A 22,226-nucleotide genomic window follows, 5' to 3' on the forward strand; every position below is an offset into this window, starting at 1 on the left:
TCCCTTCCTTCTTTTTTTATACATAATACATAATAGTAACTAGAATGGCTGTAATCAATATGCCCGGAAGCAGATTAGCCACCCTTATTTTGGTGACACCAATAATATTCAAACCGATTGCTAAAATCATGACTCCCCCAGTTGCCGTCATTTCCAATATGAAGGAATCCATTAATGCAGTCGGTATCATCGTATTGATTTGCCTTGAAAAGATCGCTATGAAGCCTTCATAAAGAATGATGGGCACTGCTGAAAAAAGTACACCGATGCCAAGCGTACTAGCGAGGACTAGTGCTGTAAAACCATCAATGATCGCTTTTGTTATCAAAACATCATGATCATTCCGGATACCACTATCCAGGGCACCGATAATGGCCATCGCTCCGATGCCAAATATGAGCGTAGCCGTTACGAAACCCTGAGATATCGAAGTTCCTTCCTTAGCTTTCATCCTCCGTTCAATCCAATTCCCTAAGGAATTAAGCCTCGCCTCAAGATCCATCCATTCCCCAAGGACGGCCCCCCCAACCATACTTAAAATGACGATTAAGAACTGATCACTTTTAAATCCCATCTGCAAGCCTAAGACTATAACGGCTAAACCGATGCCACTCATGACCGTTTCTTTTATCTTTTCAGGTATATGTTGTAAAAACCTTCCCAAAATCGAACCGATTAAAATGCAGGCACCATTTACCAAAGTCCCTAATAATACCATCTCAACCACCTAATTTTCTACAGAACACCCTGCTGTTTTTCCTTAATTCTTTCATAAAGAGGGATTTAAGAGGAAAGGTCCTCCTGATCGATCAAGCCCAAAATTCTCTCTAAATCTTCTTTTGAAAAGAATTCAATTTCTATTTTCCCTTTTTTCTTGCTTTGTTTTATCGTTACACTCGTTCCTAGTCTTTCACGTAGACTTGATTCCCGTTGCTTTATGAAAATATCTTTTTTCTCTTGTTTCTTAGATTTGGTTTCACGTGAAACGGTATCATTCAATTGATGTATATATCGCTCTAGCTGTCTGACATTCATTCCTTCTTTGAGAATCTTATCCACTACTGGATTAAGCAACTCTTTTTTCTTTAAACCCAGTAATGCACGGCCATGCCCCATGGAAATTTTGCCTTCAGAGATATAACTCCTTATCCCTTCAGGCAAAGAGAGTAATCGAACATAGTTCGCAATATGTGGTCGGCTTTTACCTAACCGACTGGCCAACTGTTCTTGTGTGAAATCCAATTTTTCTAACAAAGTTTGATAAGCTGCCGCTTCCTCAATCGGATTTAAATCTTCCCGTTGCAGGTTTTCCAAAATAGCCAGTTCCATCATTTGCTGTTCATTCAATTCCCTTACCACAACGGGAACTGTCTTTAAACCAGCTTCTTTCGCAGCGCGATAACGCCTCTCTCCAGCCACGATTTCAAAACCCTTAATACTTTTCCGGGCAATAATCGGCTGTAATATCCCGTGTTCCATGATCGATTGCTTTAATTCTTCTATAGCTTCAAGTCGGAAGCTTTTTCTGGGCTGATAAGGATTTGGCCTTAATTCCCTTATTTTGATTTCCCGCACGATTTCATCTTTACTGATCTCACCATTGTTGAAAATTGCGTTAAGTCCTTTGCCAAGTCCTTTAGCCATTTGATACCACTTCCTTTGCCAGTTCTAGATAGACCTCCGCTCCTCTTGACTTTGGATCATATATAATTATTGGTTCTCCATGGCTTGGTGCTTCACTCAATCGGACATTGCGGGGAATGATGGTTTGATACACTTTATCCTGAAAGTATTTTTTGACTTCCTCTATAACCTGGAGACCTAAATTTGTTCTGGCATCCAACATCGTCAATAGCACACCTTCGATTTTCAAATCATGGTTCAAATGCTTTTGGACGAGACGGACCGTATTTAATAGTTGACTCAAGCCTTCCAATGCATAGTATTCACATTGTACAGGGATCAAAACGGCATCAGCCGCTGTTAATGCATTCAGCGTAAGCAATCCTAATGATGGAGGACAGTCGATTACAATGTAATCATATCGACTTTGCACCTCTTCCAATGCCCTTTTTAATCGGACCTCCCTTGAGATGGTTGGAACCAGTTCGATTTCCGCTCCTGCAAGTTGAATTGTCGCAGGTATAACATATAAGTTTTCTACCTTTGTTTCCAAGATAACGGTACTGGCTTCAACATCATCGACCAATACATCATAAATACATTGTTCCACATCCGCTTTATCAATACCTGCACCGCTTGTCGCATTTCCCTGCGGATCAATATCGACCATTAAGACTTTCTGTCCTATGTATGCAAGACAAGCACTTAAACTGACAGAAGTTGTCGTTTTTCCAACACCGCCTTTTTGATTGGCAATGGCGAGAATCTTACCCACGAATTCACCTGCTTTCAACTATATTCATAACGCTATATTTAATCAGTTTTATCGTAAATCCATTTATTTTCTTTCTATTTTATCATGAATGCTACAGGAAGAAATCGTTTTCTTAAATTCCTCCTGATATTTGAAATTTAGCTAAACCTTACAAAAATCCCGAAAAAATTGCACCATTTTTAACGTAACAGATGCTAGTGTTATCTAGAAAATAAAAAAAAGCTTGGTAATCGGAGACTACCAAGCGGGGCTAAGGATAGAGGATCAAGTTTTTTTCTTGGGTATTTTAATCGTGAATTGATAATACTCCTCGAATTCTTCTTCCTCTGCATCCAGATTTATTCCATTGTCTGTAACCATACTGAGTGATTGACGTATCGTATTTACGGCAATTCTCATATCTTTACTAAACGCCTTTCGCTTAGGTTTCGGCTTTTGAACCGTACCCGTTAAGAGCTTGACGACCTGCTCTTCTGTTTGCTTGACGTTTAACCCTTTTTCGATGACTTCCGAAAGTAGTTTAATCTGCTTTTCAGGACTTTTTAACGGTATCAACGAGCGGGCATGGCGTTCCGTAATTTGCTTTTGAAGAAGTGCATCTTGAACTTCCTGGGGCAGCTTAAGCAGCCGAAGCTTATTAGCAACGGTAGATTGTCCTATTCCCAGTCTTTGTGCCAAGGCTTCTTGGGTTAAACTATGCAACTCCAATAGTTTACCGTAAGCCAAAGCTTCTTCAATCGGTGTAAGCTCTTCACGCTGAAGGTTTTCTATCAGCGCAACGGAAGCCGTTTCTGTATCGGTGAAATCTTTAATAATTGCAGGTGCCAATTCCCAGCCCAGCTTTTGCATAGCCCGAAAACGGCGCTCACCTGCAATGATTTCATATTTTCCCTGTCCATAAGCCCTTACTACAATTGGCTGAATGATCCCGTGTGTATGAATCGTTTGAGCCAATTCCGCGATTTTATCGTCATTAAAAACGGTCCTTGGTTGAAATCGATTAGGCACAATATCAGAAATCGAAATTTTTCTTATCTCTTCATTATTATTGCTAGGTGTCTCCATCTCTAGTTGCTGTTCTTCTTTTTCGCCAAACCCAAAGAACCGCGAAAAAGGATGCTTCATCTTCCTACACCACCTTTTAAAACTCCCAAATAACATATTCTCTATTTAAAGGACAAGTCCTGCATACATTTCCCGACATGGTTATACATATGGTCCTTCACTGTAAAAAACATGTCGACTGGCGTCATCAAGGCAATAATGAGGATGAGACGGCCAGTAATTATATATCTCAGCCGGCTTGCCCAAGATTATTTCCCTGAAAACAAAAAGAAAAATCGCCGACTTTCTAGCCCTGCTTTGAAAACCTGGCACACGATTGACATTGCACCTGAAAAATTGCCTTCATCTTTGCTTTATATGATTAATGAATAAAGTCATACCTTTATAGTAAAAGAAAATTAGGACAAGTACCAGCCTAATATATGAATCATCTACGTCCAATATGGAAACGTCGAAGTAGTATATAGGTTATTCAATAGGCTGTTTATTCGGTGTCCCTGGTTTTCTTGGGTATTTTTTAGGAGTTTTCTTCACTTTTTTAACGGTTATGATGTTTCTTTCACTATTTTCCTCTGGCAATGTGAAGGGATGAATTTCTTCAATTTTTCCGCCTAACGTAAAAATGGCTTTCTTCCCTGTATCCATTTCATCCTGTGCACTAGCCGCTTTCATGGCAATGAACGTCCCATCCGGTTTAACAAGTGGCAAACATAGTTCACTTAAAACGGACATCCTAGCTACCGCCCTTGCCATGACAATATCATAGGATTCGCGATGCTCCGGTTTTTGCGCGAAGGTTTCCGCCCGGTCATGATAGAAGGAAACTCCCTTTAATTGCAATGAATCAGCAAGGTGATTCAAAAAAGAGATTCGCTTATTCAACGAATCCACAATCGATACGTGGATATCGGGGAAACAAATCTTCAATGGAATACTCGGAAACCCAGCACCAGCCCCAACATCGCAAATCCGATAAGATTTGTTAAAATCGAAATAAAAGGCAGCACTGATTGAATCGTAAAAATGCTTTAGATAAACTTCTTCTTTATTAGTGATGGCAGTCAAGTTCATCTTTTCGTTCCATTCCACCAATAAACGATAATATGTGTCAAACTGATCAAGCTGGTGAGGAGAAAGCTCAATTCCCTTCTCCTGCAGCGCTTGTTGGAACTGTTCTATATTCATGTTTTCTTCAATCCTTTTCGGGTATTTCCATTACTGAGATACTCGGGCAATCTTACCTTGTTCCAAATAAACAAGCAAAATGGAAACATCAGCTGGATTCACACCGGAAATTCTTGAAGCCTGAGCTACTGATAGCGGGTGGACCAACTTTAATTTTTGACGTGCTTCCGTTGCTAGACCAGAAATGGCATCATAATCGATATTCTCTGGAATCTTTTTATTCTCCATTTTTTTCAGACGATCGACTTGTTGCAAGGATTTTTCAATATATCCTTCATACTTGATCTGGATTTCGACTTGTTCCGTCACTTCATCGCTCAGTTCGACATCACTTGGAGCCAACCTTTGAATATGGGAATAATCCATCTCAGGTCGTTTCAATAAATCAGACGCACGGATTCCATCCTTCAACTCACTGCCACCACTTGCAGTAATGACTTCTTGAACCTCTTTAGTCGGTTTGATGAAATTTGATTTCAGGCGTTCTTTTTCCATTTCAACCGCTTCTTTTTTCAAAAGGAAACGGTTATAGCGTTCTTCCTTGATCATTCCAATATTGAAACCAATTTCCGTTAACCTTAAATCGGCATTATCATGTCGCAATAATAAACGATATTCTGCACGTGATGTCAGCAATCGGTAAGGTTCATTCGTACCTTTGGTTACAAGGTCATCAATGAGAACACCAATATAGGCATCCGAACGGCTTAAAATCAGTTCTTCTTTACCTATCGCATTCAATCCTGCATTTATGCCGGCCATCAGCCCTTGACCTGCAGCTTCTTCGTAGCCGGACGTCCCGTTAATTTGGCCAGCTGTATACAAATTTTTGATTTTTTTCGTTTCTAGAGTAGGCCATAGCTGTGTAGGAACGATTGCATCATATTCAATTGCATATCCGGCACGCATCATTTCCGCCTTCTCGAGGCCTGGGATCGTTTGAAGGATTTTTACTTGTACATCTTCTGGCAGACTTGTAGACAGCCCTTGTACATAAACTTCCTTTGTATTGCGACCCTCAGGTTCAAGGAAGATTTGATGGCGTGGTTTATCATTGAAACGGACAACCTTATCTTCTATTGATGGACAATAACGAGGTCCAGTTCCCTTTATCATTCCGGAATACATCGGTGAACGGTGTAGATTATCATCAATGAGCTGGTGTGTACCCTCATTCGTGTACGTTAACCAGCATGGTAATTGATCAGTGATGAACTTAGTGGTTTCATAAGAAAAAGCACGTGGCACTTCATCGCCAGGCTGAATTTCCGTTTTGCTGTAATCTATGGATGAACTATTGACACGCGGTGGTGTTCCTGTTTTAAAACGAACCAAATCGAACCCTAATTGCTCCAAGTGTTCAGAAAGCCTGATGGAAGGCTGCTGATTATTTGGACCGCTTGAATATTTTAGTTCCCCTAAAATGATTTCACCACGTAAATAGGTACCCGTCGTGATTACGACAGTTTTCGCACGATATACTGCGCCTGTTTTAGTAATGACACCGGTACAAACATCATTTTCTACAATTAATTCCTCTACCATCCCTTGAATCAATGTCAAATTTTCCTGGTCTTCTATCGTCTTTTTCATTTCTTGTTGATAGAGAAATTTATCTGCCTGTGCACGCAATGCACGAACAGCAGGACCTTTGGCAGTATTCAACATCCTCATTTGAATATGGGTCTTGTCGATATTTTTCCCCATTTCACCGCCTAAAGCGTCAATTTCCCTAACGACTATCCCTTTTGCCGGCCCGCCAACGGACGGATTACAAGGCATAAAGGCGACCATATCCAAGTTAATGGTGATCATTAACGTTTTAGCGCCAACTCTTGCAGCTGCAAGGCCTGCTTCACTACCAGCATGTCCAGCACCAATTACAATGACATCATAGCTACCTGCTTCGTATTGCATGTTCTTTTCCTCCTTTGACAATTATTTTCCTAAACAAAATTGTGAGAACAATTGGTTGATTAAATTATCCTGAACGCTTTCACCAATGATTTCTCCAAGGAGCTCCCATGCTTTCGTGAAATCAATCTGAACCAAATCAATTGGTGTACCCATTTCAATCGCTTCAACTGCATCTGAAATTGACTGTAATGCCTGTCCTAGCAAGGCTATATGCCTGGCATTGGAAACATAGGTCAAGTCTCCCGTTTCTAAAGAACCTTCAAAAAATAAAGAAGCGATGGCCTCTTCCAATTCATCGACCCCTTTATCCTCAAGCAATGAGGTGGAAACAACTTTATGGGATGTTGAATTTTCTTTAACCTTAGCCAAATCAATTTTCTGTGGAAGATCGGTTTTATTGATTATAACGATAACATCCATTCCCTCGACAGCTTGGAATAGTTTCTCATCTTCAGCGGTAAAATCATCTGAATAGTTCAATACCAGTAATATTAGATCGGCCTCTTTCAATACTGCCCGAGACCGTTCAACTCCAATTCGTTCAACGATATCTTCCGTTTCTCTAATTCCAGCTGTATCGACAAGCTTAAGCGGTACACCGCGAACATTGACATACTCCTCAATTACGTCACGTGTTGTACCAGGAATGTCAGTTACAATCGCTTTATTTTCATGAACTAAGCTGTTAAGCAAAGAAGACTTCCCGACATTCGGGCGTCCTATGATAACCGTTGCCAGTCCATCCCGCAGGATTTTCCCTTGCTGGGCTGTGTGAAGCAGTTTCTCTATTTCAGTCTTCACATAACTGCCTTTTTCCAAAAATAAACGATGCGTCATTTCTTCGACATCATCATATTCCGGATAATCTATGTTTACCTCTACTTGAGCGAGGGTCTGTAAAATTTCTTGACGCAGGTTTTGGATTAATTTCGAAAGCCGGCCCTCCATTTGACCTAATGCGACATTCATGGCTTTATCCGTTTTAGCCCTGATTAAATCCATAACGGCCTCTGCTTGAGAAAGATCGATCCTTCCATTCAAAAAAGCTCGTTTCGTAAATTCACCAGGTTCTGCTAAACGAGCTCCTTGTGAGAGAATAAGTTGTAACACCCGATTGACGGAAACGATTCCACCGTGACAATTTATTTCAACTACATCTTCTCTTGTAAATGTCTTTGGACCTTTCATGACTGAAACCATGACTTCCTCAATGATTTCACCTGTTTTAGGCTGGATAAGGTGGCCATAATGAATCGTATGTGAGTTCACTTCAAGCAATCCTTTTCCTCCTGGTCCTTTAAAGATCCTATCGGCTATTTCTATGGCCTCATCACCGCTGATTCTAACGATGGCGATTGCCCCTTCCCCTAAGGGCGTAGAGATAGCGGTGATTGTATCGAATTCCATGCTTTCACCTCTTATATATTGATGTTTCTATTTTTTTCTGATAATAAAAATCGTTGAATCCCTAAATAACTACAATACCACAGTATATTCATGAAAAAAAGTAGATACTCCTTCCTTTAAAGGGTTATCCACATGCATGAATTCCATATTCTGTAGTATTCATTTTAACTTATCCACATGTGAATAACAAATATGGACCGTTGCTCTTTCACCCATCTTATTGATCATGAGAATATTGATAAGAAATATGTCAGTTTTTGTTGAAATAATCCTTAATAAATTAATATTCGACAAACAATGGTATCCAGACATTAAAAAAAGAACCTCTGCTTTAAAGCAGAAGGTTCATTTGAGTGGAGTAATGACTAAATGGCGATATGGTTCCGTTCCATTTGAAGTCGTTTTAATTTTTGGATAATGCAGGAGCGCATTATGGATGACCTTACGTTCATAGGATGGCATGGGCTCCAGTGAAATAGCTTTACCTGTTTTCATGGCTTTATTTGCCATTCTTTCAGCTAATTGGATTAACGTATCATTGCGTCGATTTCGATAATCTTCTGCATCTACTGTAATATTCAAAAACTGCTTCGAATAGCGATTTGCAACCAACTGCGTTAAATACTGAAGGGAATTCAGTGTTTGACCCCTTTTTCCAATTAATAATGCAATTTTATCACCCGTTAAATGGAATGTAACGTTCTTCCCTTTACGTTGGACATCAATATCTGCATTGACTCCCATTTCCCTGCTGATATTCTTCAAAAATTCAAGTGTCTCTTCAATGGGATCGGCAGGCAATGTCACATGGACAACTGCCTTCCTTGCACCAAATAAACCAAAAAATCCTTTTTTTCCTTCATCTTCAATTTCAATTTCCACACGATCTTTAGTGCTGTTCAGTTGAGCTAAAGCTAAATTTACTGCTTCTTCGACAGATTGTCCTGTAGCAGTTACTTTTTTCACTTTTTCTTTGCCCCTCCCGCGTTTTCCGCAGCTGCTTTTCTAAGATCCGGACCTTTAATGAAATATGTTTGAACGATACCAAAAAGGTTACCTACTACCCAGTATAGAGAAAGAGCAGCGGGAAAATTAATAGCAAAAACAACAATCATCACTGGCATGATGTAAAGCATCATCGTCATTTGTGCAGCCATTTGTGGATTGGAGTTCATTCCAGCCATGGACATCTTTTGCTGGATAAAAGTCGTGATACCAGCAACAACCGGTAAAATATAATAAGGATCCGGGGAACCTAAATCAAACCAAAGAAAACTATGTAAAGAGATTTCCTCCGTACGGCTGATGGCATGGTAAAATCCGATTAATATCGGCATTTGCACCAATATTGGCAAACAACCCGCCAATGGATTCACCTTATATTTTGAAAATAGAGCCATTGTTTCTTGCTGTAGTTTTTGTTGAGTGGCAGCATCTTTTGAGCTGTATTTTGCTTGAAGTTCTTTCATTTCAGGCTGGATGGCCTGCATTGCTTTCGAGCTTTTAACCTGTTTAACCATAAGTGGAAGTAATGCTAAGCGAATGATTAAAGTAACACCGATGATTCCCAAACCATAGTTCTCCCCGAATGTTTCAGAAAGCCAAATAATCAAGGCTGATAATGGATAGACAATGTATGAATTCCAAAAACCTTCACTTTCCGCAGTAATAGGTTCTTTAATTTCCGTACACCCTGCTAACAGCATCATTATCGAGGCTAGTCCAATAATGAGTAATATTCGTTTTTTCAACCGTAATTTCCTCCTAACTGCAATCAATCTTTTTTGAAACAATTGTGAACTGTTCATTGGCGGAATTCAAGGAAATCTAATCCACTTTTTTCACAGTTCAATAGGAATTTTTTATGTCATCTTTTTCAAGTAACTACTGATTAAAGGAATGTTTATTATCGATAAGGAGACTTTATTGTTTTTTCGTTTTAAAGTTTAATGATTTAGAACGTTTCAGGACATGGATCAAGCTGCTTTTCACCTGGAAAAAGTCCATCTCCGCCGCTGGTTTTCGAGCAATCACAATATAATCCTTACCATCTTCTATATCATCTTTCAATTCCAAAAACGCTTGCCGTATGTATCTTTTAATTTGGTTCCTTACAACGGCGTTCCCGATTTTTTTACTGACGGAAAGACCAATCCGGAAATAATCTTGACCTGGCTTTTCAAGGACATAGACAACGAATTGCCGATTAGCAGAAGATTCACCTTTTTTAAACACAAGCTGAAATTCGTCCTCTTTCTTAATCCTTAACTTTTTTTTCATTTTTACACCTTCATTACATGAATTGAGTCTCAGTAAATCCCTTATTTTGCGAAAAAAGACCACTGAGACTTTTCAGTGGTCTATGCAGATAATACTTTTCTGCCCTTGCGGCGACGTGCAGCGATTACTCTACGTCCGTTTTTCGTGCTCATACGTGCACGGAAACCGTGAACTTTACTATGTTTGCGATTATTCGGTTGATAAGTTCTTTTCATTATATGACACCTCCCTGAGGAATAACAGTTAAAGACAGTCTTTACAATTATATAGATTGAGGTTTCTACTTGTCAACCTCATCCAAAAAAAATATTTCTTTTTTATGCTCAATGTCCAGTAGGCCTTTTTTTACTACCTAGCCTATTGTAAATGATTTTTCTCCGAACTGATATAGAAATTTTTGGGGAGAAGGAAATTTCCATCAATTTTACCCATGAATACATATTTGTCGATCTCCTGATATCTCTCCTTATTCTACATGGAATCGACAAAGTATAAAAAAACCCTAAGTCGGTTTTTAAATGTCCTGTCGATTTTTCAGCATAGGTTTTTGCGACTTAAATCACTTAAATGTCATTGGAAATAATTTTATTAATTCAAGCTATAACTATGACCTGTGGATAAAATTCGACATGTTTTTTTCTATCCACAACCCATTTCTTGGACTTTTACACATAACAATAGCCTGTGGAAAAGTTTTTCCCACATGCTCGGTAAGTTGTGGATAAAGTTTTCTAACCCATTGCAAGACACCTGAATTTCTGATATTATATTTGTGTTTTCACTCTGAATAACTTTATCAACAGGTAACGGTTATCCACAGACTGTGCATAACATGTGGATAGCTTATCCGACCTGTGTATATTAAATTGTCCACAGATGGTGGATATTGTCGAAAACCCTTTTTTCTTCTTTATTATATATTTCTCAAAATACCTGTTGATGAATAAACATTCAAATCTGCATCGGCTTACTAGATGTAGTCTGTACAAACGTTGTACAGCGCAAGATATAGATATAGTTATAGGGACTTCACATTACACAACATAAAAATCCCTTATACAGCTCACCGAACCCTTGCTGTCAAAATTTATATAAAGACGGCAATCGATGAGTTTATTTGTGCCTATACATTTTAGTTACGTTTAATAAAAATATTTTGCAAAGGAGGGATAAGTTTGGATAATATCGATAGCCTTTGGAACCAGGCGCTCGGAAAAATCGAAAAAAAAATCAGTAAACCAAGCTTTGAAACATGGCTTAAATCAACCAAGGCTTATTTACTTCAAGGTGATACATTAACAGTCACCGCTCCCAATGAATTTGCCAGGGATTGGCTTGAAGAACGCTATTCCCATCTTATTTCTGATGTATTGTTTGAACTTACCGGTGAGGAATTGGAAGCAAAATTCATCATTCCCCCCAATCAAGAAGATGATGATTTTACCGTTCCTGTTCAACCTAAAAAGATTAAAAAACAGGATAAAGAGCATGCTGCATTTCCGCAGCACATGCTGAATGCAAAAAATACTTTTGATACATTTGTCATCGGCTCCGGCAATCGTTTTGCCCATGCCGCGTCTCTCGCTGTCGCAGAAGCTCCAGCCAAAGCCTATAATCCCTTATTCATATACGGAGGCGTTGGACTGGGTAAAACTCATTTAATGCATGCAATCGGTCATTATGTTCTTGAGCATAATCCGAATGCCAAGGTCGTTTATTTATCGTCTGAAAAATTCACGAACGAATTTATCAACTCTATCCGAGATAATAAAGCTGGGGAATTCCGTGATAGATACCGAAGCGTAGATGTTTTATTAATTGATGATATTCAATTTCTGGCGGGAAAAGAACAAACTCAAGAAGAGTTTTTCCATACATTCAATGCATTACACGAAGAAAGCAAACAGATCGTCATCTCGAGTGACCGTCCACCAAAAGAGATCCCTACACTTGAAGATCGCCTCCGTTCAAGGTTTGAATGGGGTTTGATCACGGATATCACTCCTCCTGATCTAGAAACGCGGATTGCCATATTACGTAAAAAGGCGAAAGCTGAGGGGCTTGATATACCGAATGAAGTCATGCTCTATATTGCCAACCAAATTGATTCCAATATTCGTGAACTTGAAGGTGCACTTATTCGCGTCGTCGCTTATTCTTCATTAATCAATAAAGATATCAATGCAGATTTGGCAGCAGAAGCATTAAAAGACATCATCCCAAGCTCCAAACCTAAAATAATCACCATATTAGAAATCCAGAAAACAGTCGGTGAACATTATAGTGTCAAACTTGAGGATTTCAAGGCGAAAAAACGGACTAAATCCGTAGCCTTCCCAAGACAGATTGCGATGTATCTTTCCAGGGAATTAACGGACTCATCCCTGCCAAAGATAGGAGATGAATTTGGAGGTCGCGATCATACGACCGTTATTCATGCGCATGAAAAAATCTCTAAGCTCATGCAAACGGATACCCAGCTTCAACGTCAGGTTAAAGAAATCCAGGATCAGCTGAGGGTATAATCAATTCTGGATAATGTGTATAACTTACGACAACTTACACACAGTCTGTCCACAAGTGGATGGACTGTTTTTCCTTAGCTTGAATGGACTTATCCACATATTCACAGGCCCTACTACTATTACTACTATCTTTTTTAATAAAAATTATTAATAAATATGCCTTTTTGGCAATAAAAAAATTGGAGGATGAAACATGAGATTTATAATCCAAAGAGATCGATTAGTTCATAGTGTCCAAGAAGTAATGAAAGCAGTCACATCAAGAACAACGATTCCGATTCTAACGGGGATAAAAATAAGCGTTACTAGTGAGGGTGTCACTTTAACAGGAAGTGATTCCGATATCTCGATCCAATCTTTCATTCCAGCCGAAGTAGACGGAGATGAGATTGTTGAAGTGAAAAAAAGCGGCGGTATTGTATTGAATGCCCGTTTTTTCAGTGAAATTGTCAAAAAGTTACCGATGGATACTGTAGAAATTGAAGTTGAAAACAACTTTCAAACGATTATCCGCTCAGGTAAAGCTGAATTTAATCTAAACGGTTTGGATCCTGAAGAGTATCCACATCTTCCAATCATTGAAGAAGAAAATATTTTCAAACTTCCAACGGACCTATTAAAGACCCTTATTCGTCAAACTGGGTTTGCAGTGTCCACGTCAGAAACACGCCCCATCTTAACAGGTGTAAACTTAAAGGTTCAAGATGATGAGTTGACCTGTATTGCAACAGATAGTCATAGACTGGCAATGAGAACAGCAAAAATAGAAAATAAAATTACAGGGACCTATAGCGTTGTTATTCCTGGTAAAAGTTTGAATGAGTTGAGTAAAATCCTTGATGATACAAACGAACTCATAGAAATCGTCATTACCGAAAACCAAGTCCTTTTCAAGGCTGAAAATTTATTATTCTTCTCAAGATTACTTGAAGGGAATTATCCTGATACGTCCCGCTTGATCCCTGCAGATAGCAAAACGGATGTAACGGTTCATACAAAAGATTTTCTTCAAGCGATCGATAGGGCTTCTTTATTGGCGAGAGAAGGGAGAAATAATGTCGTCAAATTGACAACCCTGGAAGGCCGTATAATCGAGGTCTCTTCCAATACTCCTGAAATTGGTAAAGTAATTGAAGAGGTTCAAGCAGAGGCCATTGAAGGGGAAGATCTGAAAATTTCATTCAGTGCCAAATTTGTAATGGATGCTTTAAAGGCATTGGAAGGTTCCGATATCAAAATTAATTTTACAGGTGCAATGCGTCCGTTTGTCATTCGCCCACTTCATGATGATTCCATGTTGCAATTAATTCTGCCAGTTAGAACTTATTAAGCTAAAATAATATTTCAAAAAATTAAAGGCTTGTTCTGCAGGCCTTTAATTTTTTTATATTTGAACATACGAATTAAAAAGGTTTTCAGGGATTTTTTCATGCTATAAGGGACTTGGAAACGCTATAAATAAGAGCGGAAAAAGCTATACTTTGTCTTAATGGGATTTATTTAGTAAAATGAAGTATTAAAGACTACTTGGAAATGAGTGAGGCATGAAATGGACTCCATAAAAATCAGCACAGAATATATCACACTGGGACAATTCTTGAAATTAGCGGATCTGATCCAAAGTGGCGGAATGGCGAAATGGTTCTTAAGTGAATACGAGGTATTCATTAATGGCGAATTAGATGTGAGAAGAGGCAGAAAATTAAGATCAGGTGATAAAATAGAGATTCCTGGATTTGGCGTCTTCACAATTACAAGCTAAAACATAAGGGAAGAGCGGAATATGTATATTGAAAATATAAGTTTGAGAAATTACCGCAACTATACCGAATTGAATCTGACTTTTGAAAATAAAGTCAATGTAATCCTTGGCGAAAATGCTCAAGGAAAAACAAATGTCATGGAATCCATTTTTGTTTTAGCAATGGCAAAATCTCATCGGACCTCAAATGATAAAGAACTTATTCGCTGGGATGAAGAGTATGCTAAAATAGAAGGAAGAGTTAGAAAGAGAAATACCTCAATACCACTTGAGCTGACCATTTCAAAAAAAGGGAAAAAGGCGAAGTGCAACCATATTGAACAAAGAAAGTTAAGTCAATATGTCGGAAATATGAATGTGGTCATGTTTGCGCCGGAGGATCTTAACCTTGTAAAGGGTAGCCCTCTAGTCAGACGCCGTTTTATAGATATGGAAATTGGCCAGGTTTCTCCTGTATACCTTCATGATATGAGCCAATATCATAAAATACTTCAACAAAGAAATCATTACTTAAAGCTTCTGCAGACCCGAAAACAAACGGATACGACGATGCTTGACGTGTTAACTGATCAATTCATTCAGTATGCAGCGAAAATTGTCGAAAGAAGATACGAGTTTCTTTTAAAGCTCCAGCAATGGGCAGAGCCGATTCACTCGGGGATCTCCAGAAATCTAGAAGTATTGAAAATCCAATATAAACCGTCGCTTGATGTATCAGAATCTATGGATTTGACGAAAATGATAGAAGTATACACAGAAAAATTTGATAAAATAAAAACAAGGGAAATTGAACGGGGTGTAACACTTGTAGGTCCTCATCGTGACGACCTGGTTTTTTTTGTGAATGAACGCGATGTTCAGACATATGGTTCACAAGGACAACAACGTACAACTGCCCTATCTTTAAAACTTGCCGAAATTGAGCTGATCCATGAAGAAATCGGCGAGTATCCCATTTTATTATTGGATGATGTGTTATCGGAACTTGACGATTTCCGTCAATCTCATTTACTGAATACGATACAAGGGAAAGTACAAACATTCGTGACGACACCCTCCGTTGATGGAATCGATCATCAAACCCTAAGAGAAGCGTCCACCTTTTATGTTAGTCAAGGAAGTATAAAAAAGATTAAATGATGAGGTGAATGTATGTATCTCCATATTGGTGAAGACATTCTCGTGAAAACGGACGATGTCATAGCCATTTTAGATAAGAAGCTGCTCCAGGCCTCTCCAATCATGAGTGAATTCTTGGAGAAAAAGTCTGATGTAACTTCCCATTTAGCAAAAAACTCGGTTAAATCGATTGTAGTGACGGATAAACAGGTCTATTATTCACCGCTTGCGTCGTCCACTTTGAAAAAGCGTTCACTGCAGCCTTCGTTATTAATCGATGATATAGATATTCTTTGAAATTAAGCGGTAACGCTTTAATTACTCCAGAAAAATTGATAAATGCCAAAAGAAAAGTGTAGGTGATACGTATGACAATGGAACAAAAAGAAGTACAAGCTCAGGCATACGATGAGAATCAGATACAGGTTTTAGAAGGCTTAGAAGCAGTTCGTAAACGTCCGGGGATGTATATCGGTACGACCTCTGCAAAAGGACTTCACCATCTTGTTTGGGAAATTGTCGATAATAGTATCGATGAGGCACTAGCAGGTTTCTGTACGGAAATCAAAGTGACAATCGAAGAAGACAATAGTATAACCGTAGTGGATAATGGTCGGGGAATTCCAGTCGGTATCCATGAAAAAATGGGACGGCCAGCAGTTGAAGTGATCATGACGGTCCTTCATGCAGGCGGTAAATTTGGCGGCGGGGGCTACAAGGTTTCCGGTGGTCTGCACGGTGTGGGAGCTTCAGTGGTAAATGCCTTATCCACGGTGTTGGAAGTTTATGTTCATCGTGATGGCAAAATCCATTATCAGCAATTTAACCGCGGTATCCCTAAAGAAGATTTGAAAATTATCGGGGAAACCGATCATACAGGAACGACTACACACTTCATTCCTGATGGTGAAATCTTCACGGACACTTTGGAATATGATTTCGATACATTAGCCACACGAATCCGTGAACTTGCATTCTTGAATAAAGGCTTGAAACTGATCATTGAAGATAAACGTGAGGAAGAAGAGAAGGTCAGGAATTTTCATTATGAGGGCGGTATCAAATCTTATGTAGAGCATTTGAACCGTTCTAAAGAGGTATTGCATGAGGAACCGATTTTCATGGAAGGCGAGAAAGATGGAATTTCTGTTGAATTGGCTCTCCAATATAACGACAGCTATATCAGTAATGTCTTTTCTTTTGCCAATAATATTCATACCTATGAAGGCGGTACACATGAATCAGGATTCAAGACTGCTTTAACCCGTGTCATCAATGATTATGCACGGAAAAATGGTCTTTTAAAAGAAGCTGATTCCAACTTCTCGGGGGAAGATGTCCGGGAAGGTTTAACGGCAATCATTTCTATTAAGCATCCTGATCCACAATTTGAAGGTCAGACGAAAACCAAACTCGGAAACTCTGAAGTAAGAACGGTTACTGATTCCATTCTGTCTGAACGACTTGATTCCTTCTTATACGAAAATCCTGCCGTGGCCCGGAAAATTGTAGATAAAGGGCAAATGGCAGCGAGAGCCCGTATGGCAGCGAAGAAAGCACGTGAATTGACCCGAAGGAAAAGTGCTTTGGAAGTATCCAATCTTCCAGGGAAATTGGCGGATTGTTCTTCCAAGGACCCGGGTATCAGTGAATTGTACATCGTTGAAGGAAACTCGGCGGGAGGCTCGGCCAAGCAAGGACGGGACCGCCATTTCCAAGCCATTTTGCCGCTAAGGGGTAAAATCCTGAATGTAGAAAAAGCGAGATTGGATAGAATCCTTCATAACGAAGAAATAGGTACAATCATTACAGCACTTGGAACAGGCATTGGTGATGAGTTCAATATTGAAAAGGCAAGATACCATAAAATTGTCATCATGACCGATGCGGATGTGGATGGTGCCCATATCAGAACACTGATGTTGACATTCTTCTACCGATATATGCGAAAAATTATCGAGTACGGATATATATATATTGCTCAGCCGCCGCTTTTCAAAATCCAACAAGGGAAAAAAGTGGATTATGCCTATAATGATCGCGAGCTTGACGAAATCATGGCAAGTTTGCCAAGTACTCCAAAGCCTAACCTGCAGCGTTATAAAGGGCTAGGGGAAATGAATCCAGAGCAATTGTGGGAAACGACCATGAACCCTGATACGAGAACACTGCTCCAAGTGAGCTTGAAAGATGCTGCTGAGGCAGATGAAACTTTCGAGATGTTGATGGGCGACAAGGTAGAACCACGACGTAACTTCATTGAAGAAAATGCAATTTATGTAAAAAATCTCGATATCTGATTTTTTGACAGGATGCTTTTTACATCCTGTTCTTTACATAGTGAACGAACAGTTAAAACTAAATGAGATATAAGCTTTTTATAGGAGGTTGGCTCCATGTCAGAAAATGAAAGATCAGGTGTAAAAGAAATAAATATAAGTACCGAGATGCGGACATCCTTTTTGGATTATGCGATGAGCGTTATCGTGTCTCGGGCTTTGCCTGATGTAAGGGACGGTTTAAAACCGGTACACCGAAGAATTCTTTATGCAATGAATGACCTTGGAATGACTTCGGATAAACCATTTAAAAAATCTGCTCGTATCGTCGGGGAAGTAATCGGTAAATATCACCCGCACGGTGATGCAGCTGTATATGAAACGATGGTACGGATGGCGCAGCCTTTTAACTATCGCTATATGCTTGTCGATGGCCATGGAAATTTCGGTTCAGTCGATGGAGACCAAGCTGCCGCAATGAGGTACACAGAAGCGAGAATGTCGAAGATTTCGATGGAATTGCTTCGCGATTTAAATAAAGATACGGTTAATTTCCAAGATAACTATGATGGTTCAGAAAGAGAACCAGCCGTTATGCCAGCCCGTTTTCCCAACTTGTTAGTGAATGGATCATCTGGTATAGCCGTAGGGATGGCAACCAATATTCCCCCCCATCAATTAGGTGAGGTAATTGACGGCGTATTGGCCATAAGCAAGAATCCCGATATTACAATTCCAGAGTTGATGGAATTGATTCCAGGTCCTGATTTTCCGACAGCTGGTTTAATTTTAGGCCGAAGTGGCATTAGAAAGGCCTATGAAACTGGAAAAGGTTCAATCATTCAACGTGCGAAAGTGGAGATTGAAGAGAAACCTAATGGAAAACAAGTCATCCTTGTTAAAGAGATCCCTTATCAAGTAAATAAAGCAAGATTGATTGAAAAAATTGCAGAACTTGCTCGAGATAAGAAAATCGAAGGCATTACCGACTTACGGGATGAATCGGATCGCAACGGCATGCGTATTGTCATGGAGCTTCGAAAGGATGTTAATGCAAATGTCCTTTTGAACAACCTGTATAAGCATACCGCCATGCAGACAACTTTTGGAATCAATCTGCTTGCTTTGGTGGACGGTCAGCCTAAAGTATTGAATTTAAAACAATGCCTACACTACTACTTAGAGCATCAGCAGGTAGTCATACGGCGCAGGACGGAATTTGAATTACGGAAAGCGGAAGCGCGAGCTCATATTTTAGAAGGTTTGCGCATTGCACTTGATAATTTGGATGCGGTCATTTCGTTAATCCGTAGTTCCCAAACTACTGAAATTGCCCGTGAAGGGTTAATGACACAATTTTCACTTTCTGAAAAACAAGCGCAAGCTATCCTGGATATGCGTTTACAACGCTTGACTGGTCTGGAACGTGAAAAAATTGAAGATGAATACCAGGCATTAATGGCCATAATTGCAGAGTATAAAGCCATTCTTGCTGATGAGGAAAAGGTTCTAGAAATCATTCGTGAGGAGCTTCTTGAAATTAAAGAACGTTTTAATGATAAAAGAAGAACTGAAATCACATTAGCCGGCTTTGAAAGCCTGGAAGATGAGGATTTAATCCCAGAGGAAAACATAATCGTGACGCTTACTCACAACGGTTATATTAAACGTTTGCCTGCTACCACGTACCGTAGTCAAAAACGCGGTGGGCGAGGGATACAGGGTATGGGAACGAATACAGATGACTTTGTCGGTCACCTGTTAACTACTTCAACTCATGACACTCTTTTATTCTTCACTAACAAAGGTAAAGTCTATCGCTCAAAAGGATATGAAATACCTGAATATGGTAGGACGGCAAAAGGATTGCCGCTTATCAACTTGCTGGAAGTCGATAAAGGTGAGTGGGTTAATGCAATCATACCGGTGAAGGAATTTGCCGACGATTGGTATTTATTCTTCACGACCAGACATGGGATATCGAAGCGTACACCTCTTTCATCTTTTGCAAATATCCGTAATAATGGCCTAATTGCTTTAGGCTTACGTGAAGATGATGAATTGATTTCTGTCCGTCTTACGAATGGGGAGAAGCAGATTATAATCGGAACGAAAGACGGGATGATGATTCGCTTCCCTGAGACGGATGTACGGACAATGGGACGTACTGCAGCGGGTGTGAAAGGGATTTCCTTACGGGCGGATGATGAAGTAGTCGGTATGGAAATTCTCGAAGATGATGAAGAAGTGCTGATTGTTACGAAAAATGGCTATGGTAAACGGACCTCTGCGGAGGAATACCGTATACAAAGCCGCGGAGGCAAAGGGATAAAGACATGTAATGTAACGGAGAAAAACGGTGAACTTATTGCTGTGAAAACAGTTACAGGTGTTGAGGAAGATCTGATGCTGATTACTGCTGCTGGTGTATTGATCCGAATGGAAGTCGAAGGCATTTCTAAGACGGGCCGTAATACACAGGGTGTTAAGCTCATTCGTCTTGAACCAGCAGACAATGAATATGTTTCGACGGTCGCCATCGTCGGAAGAGAAGAAGAAGAAGAAGAAGAAATAGAAATAGATAGAGAATTAGAGCAGGACCAAACAACAATAGATTCGGAAACTGATTCTGAACCTACTGTGATGAACGAAAACGAGGAAATTGATAAAGATACGGAAGAATAAATTCATCCATGAAAAGACCTGGCAATTATGCTGGGTCTTTTTTTCTTTCCTCTGGATATGAGTAAATGGTCTTGATAACTCTTGGTAATTCAAGAAAAATCACTTACTGAAATTGTTTTTATTAGGTATTTAATCATAAAAAAAAGATAGTTATTACCATGTTTTTCAAGTAAAATGTATTCATTAAAACTACTGAGGTGAAACGTTTTGCTAGTAAAAACTCGCTATTTAATTGAAGGCTGCATACTTTCAAGAGAGATTAGAGGCCTCTCGGAACGTCCAATCATGAATGAAAAAACAGTATTGACCAAGGAGTTAATTGAGGCTTTACAAGCATTTTTAATAACGGAGGTAAGCGTTGATAGAACCTTGATTGACGGAAAAAAATTTTTACCGAAAGAAGTGATCGATCCCGAATTGGATGAAATGGAAGAGTCGTCGGATTTTACGGATTTGTATCTCAAATCAGTACAAACCTATAAGCGGTTATTTAAAAATTGGCAAGCAGGCAGTAAAGTGGAAGTAGCCATGATTCGTTTAATCGTGCTTCCTCTAGTGGATAAGGCTTTAGAGGAAGCAAGCAACATATTAATGCTACACCACTATTGCAAGAAAGAAGACTATTTGTTTCACCATGCCATTTCAATTGGATTGATAGGAGCGTATATTGCATCTAAGATGAAATGCAGTAGGGCGGATGTCTATCAGGTAGCTATTGGCGGGTGTCTGGCAGACTGTGGGATGGCAAAGCTGCCACCAAGGTTATTAACTAAAACGGAAAGTCTAACTGTCGAGGATTACGAGGAGATTCACAATCATCCTATTTTCAGTTACAAAATGATAAAAGATAGTTCCATCATTAAGGATAGTGTGAAGACAGCCATTCTAGAACACCATGGAAGGTTGGATGGAACAGGGTACCCCAAAAGCTTGAAAACTAAGCCCATGAACTTATTCTCAAAAATCATAGCTGTTGCAGATGTCTTTCATGCCATGACTTCCGAAAGGACGTATAGAAAGAAACAGTCACCATTTAAAGTATTAGAAATGATTTTACATGATGACTTCGGTAAATTTGATATAGAAGTAGTGAAGACCTTGTTATCGAGCTTCGCTAATTTTTCCATAGGAAGCAGAGTCAAGCTGAACAATGGATTTATTGCAGAAATCATCTTTATTGATGCCAGCTCGCAAACAAGACCGGTCATCAAGATACAAGATAGTGATCATATAATCAATTTAGGGATAAACCGGGAATTATATATAGAAGAAATACTCTAAAATAAAGAAAAAGTTTACTCCTAAATAGATAAGCTTTTTCTTCTTATTAGGTTCATAGCCGATATTTTGTTAACTAGGATTCATGTATTTTATTTATTTTAAAATAACTCTTGCTTTTGTTTCTGATACTAGATATAATAACTAAGTCGACAGCGAAAGAAAAAAAGTTGTTGACAAAAAATAATATAGTTGATATATTATTAAAGTCGTTTCTAAGCGAATGACACAAAATTGCTCTTTGAAAACTGAACAAAACAAAGCGCCAACGTTAAATTTTAAGTGAGCACACACTATTAAAAAAGCAAATGAGCAAGTCAAACATT

The 22,226-nt window shown here is 39.2% G+C and carries 19 protein-coding genes; 8 read left to right on the forward strand and 11 right to left on the reverse strand.

Going from position 1 to position 22,226, the window contains the following annotated elements; genetic code table 11:
* Positions 1–16 precede the first annotated feature (16 nt).
* From ACQKMH_RS18990 to rpmH, 11 genes are all read right to left on the reverse strand, one after another.
* Positions 17–718 (reverse strand): DUF554 domain-containing protein, encoded by a 702-nt coding sequence (locus ACQKMH_RS18990; protein ID WP_427588980.1) that lies wholly within the window; start codon positions 716–718, stop codon positions 17–19.
* 65 nt (positions 719–783) lie between these two features.
* Positions 784–1,644 carry a ParB/RepB/Spo0J family partition protein gene (locus ACQKMH_RS18995; RefSeq protein WP_427588981.1) on the reverse strand — a complete coding sequence of 287 codons (861 nt, stop codon included), beginning with the start codon at positions 1,642–1,644 and terminating at the stop codon, positions 784–786.
* A complete protein-coding gene (locus ACQKMH_RS19000; protein WP_230161592.1) occupies positions 1,637–2,398 on the reverse strand; it encodes a ParA family protein in 762 nt (253 codons plus the stop codon). The genes ACQKMH_RS18995 and ACQKMH_RS19000 overlap by 8 nt, the downstream gene beginning before the upstream one ends.
* 264 nt (positions 2,399–2,662) lie before the next feature.
* Positions 2,663–3,523: a nucleoid occlusion protein gene (gene noc / locus ACQKMH_RS19005; protein ID WP_230161590.1), complete on the reverse strand. Its 861-nt coding sequence runs from the start codon at positions 3,521–3,523 to the stop codon at positions 2,663–2,665.
* A gap of 408 nt (positions 3,524–3,931) precedes the next feature.
* Complete coding sequence (rsmG, locus tag ACQKMH_RS19010) at positions 3,932–4,648, reverse strand: 16S rRNA (guanine(527)-N(7))-methyltransferase RsmG (RefSeq protein ID WP_230161588.1); 717 nt, start codon at positions 4,646–4,648, stop codon at positions 3,932–3,934.
* A gap of 30 nt (positions 4,649–4,678) precedes the next feature.
* Positions 4,679–6,565 (reverse strand): tRNA uridine-5-carboxymethylaminomethyl(34) synthesis enzyme MnmG, encoded by a 1,887-nt coding sequence (mnmG, locus tag ACQKMH_RS19015; protein ID WP_427588982.1) that lies wholly within the window; start codon positions 6,563–6,565, stop codon positions 4,679–4,681.
* Between the two features lie 21 nt (positions 6,566–6,586).
* The gene (gene mnmE, locus ACQKMH_RS19020) at positions 6,587–7,972 is read right to left on the reverse strand and encodes a tRNA uridine-5-carboxymethylaminomethyl(34) synthesis GTPase MnmE (RefSeq protein ID WP_427588983.1); all 1,386 of its coding nucleotides are present in this window, start codon (positions 7,970–7,972) and stop codon (positions 6,587–6,589) included.
* A gap of 345 nt (positions 7,973–8,317) precedes the next feature.
* Positions 8,318–8,938 carry an RNA-binding cell elongation regulator Jag/EloR gene (gene jag / locus ACQKMH_RS19025; protein ID WP_427588984.1) on the reverse strand — a complete coding sequence of 207 codons (621 nt, stop codon included), beginning with the start codon at positions 8,936–8,938 and terminating at the stop codon, positions 8,318–8,320.
* A complete protein-coding gene (spoIIIJ, locus tag ACQKMH_RS19030; protein ID WP_427588985.1) occupies positions 8,935–9,723 on the reverse strand; it encodes a YidC family membrane integrase SpoIIIJ in 789 nt (262 codons plus the stop codon). The genes jag and spoIIIJ overlap by 4 nt, the downstream gene beginning before the upstream one ends.
* Before the next feature lie 172 nt (positions 9,724–9,895).
* Entirely contained in the window at positions 9,896–10,252 is a 357-nt protein-coding gene (gene rnpA / locus ACQKMH_RS19035) for a ribonuclease P protein component (protein WP_427588986.1), read from the reverse strand.
* 80 nt (positions 10,253–10,332) lie between these two features.
* Entirely contained in the window at positions 10,333–10,467 is a 135-nt protein-coding gene (gene rpmH, locus ACQKMH_RS19040) for a 50S ribosomal protein L34 (RefSeq protein WP_034316183.1), read from the reverse strand.
* Between the two features lie 960 nt (positions 10,468–11,427).
* Between rpmH and dnaA the strand changes: the two genes are divergently transcribed.
* The 8 genes from dnaA (at position 11,428) to ACQKMH_RS19080 (ending at position 21,903) form a co-directional block, all read left to right on the forward strand.
* Positions 11,428–12,777, forward strand: a complete 1,350-nt coding sequence (gene dnaA, locus ACQKMH_RS19045; protein ID WP_057914144.1) for a chromosomal replication initiator protein DnaA — start codon at positions 11,428–11,430, stop codon at positions 12,775–12,777.
* 193 nt (positions 12,778–12,970) lie between these two features.
* On the forward strand, positions 12,971–14,107 hold the full coding sequence (dnaN, locus tag ACQKMH_RS19050; protein WP_427588987.1) for a DNA polymerase III subunit beta: 1,137 nt from the start codon (positions 12,971–12,973) through the stop codon (positions 14,105–14,107).
* Between the two features lie 219 nt (positions 14,108–14,326).
* On the forward strand, positions 14,327–14,539 hold the full coding sequence (gene yaaA, locus ACQKMH_RS19055) for a S4 domain-containing protein YaaA (protein ID WP_230161575.1): 213 nt from the start codon (positions 14,327–14,329) through the stop codon (positions 14,537–14,539).
* A 21-nt stretch (positions 14,540–14,560) separates the two neighbouring features.
* Positions 14,561–15,679, forward strand: a complete 1,119-nt coding sequence (gene recF / locus ACQKMH_RS19060; protein ID WP_427588988.1) for a DNA replication/repair protein RecF — start codon at positions 14,561–14,563, stop codon at positions 15,677–15,679.
* A 12-nt stretch (positions 15,680–15,691) separates the two neighbouring features.
* Positions 15,692–15,955, forward strand: a complete 264-nt coding sequence (remB, locus tag ACQKMH_RS19065) for an extracellular matrix regulator RemB (RefSeq protein ID WP_034316197.1) — start codon at positions 15,692–15,694, stop codon at positions 15,953–15,955.
* A gap of 77 nt (positions 15,956–16,032) precedes the next feature.
* Positions 16,033–17,958 (forward strand): DNA topoisomerase (ATP-hydrolyzing) subunit B, encoded by a 1,926-nt coding sequence (gyrB, locus tag ACQKMH_RS19070; protein ID WP_427589011.1) that lies wholly within the window; start codon positions 16,033–16,035, stop codon positions 17,956–17,958.
* Positions 17,959–18,054: 96 nt separating this feature from the next.
* A complete protein-coding gene (gene gyrA, locus ACQKMH_RS19075; RefSeq protein ID WP_427588989.1) occupies positions 18,055–20,622 on the forward strand; it encodes a DNA gyrase subunit A in 2,568 nt (855 codons plus the stop codon).
* Positions 20,623–20,829: 207 nt separating this feature from the next.
* Positions 20,830–21,903 carry an HD-GYP domain-containing protein gene (locus ACQKMH_RS19080; protein WP_427588990.1) on the forward strand — a complete coding sequence of 358 codons (1,074 nt, stop codon included), beginning with the start codon at positions 20,830–20,832 and terminating at the stop codon, positions 21,901–21,903.
* The last annotated feature ends 323 nt before the right edge of the window (positions 21,904–22,226 follow it).

Origin of the sequence: Peribacillus sp. NPDC097895 (assembly GCF_050277555.1) — a bacterium.
GTDB lineage: Bacteria > Bacillota > Bacilli > Bacillales > DSM-1321 > Peribacillus.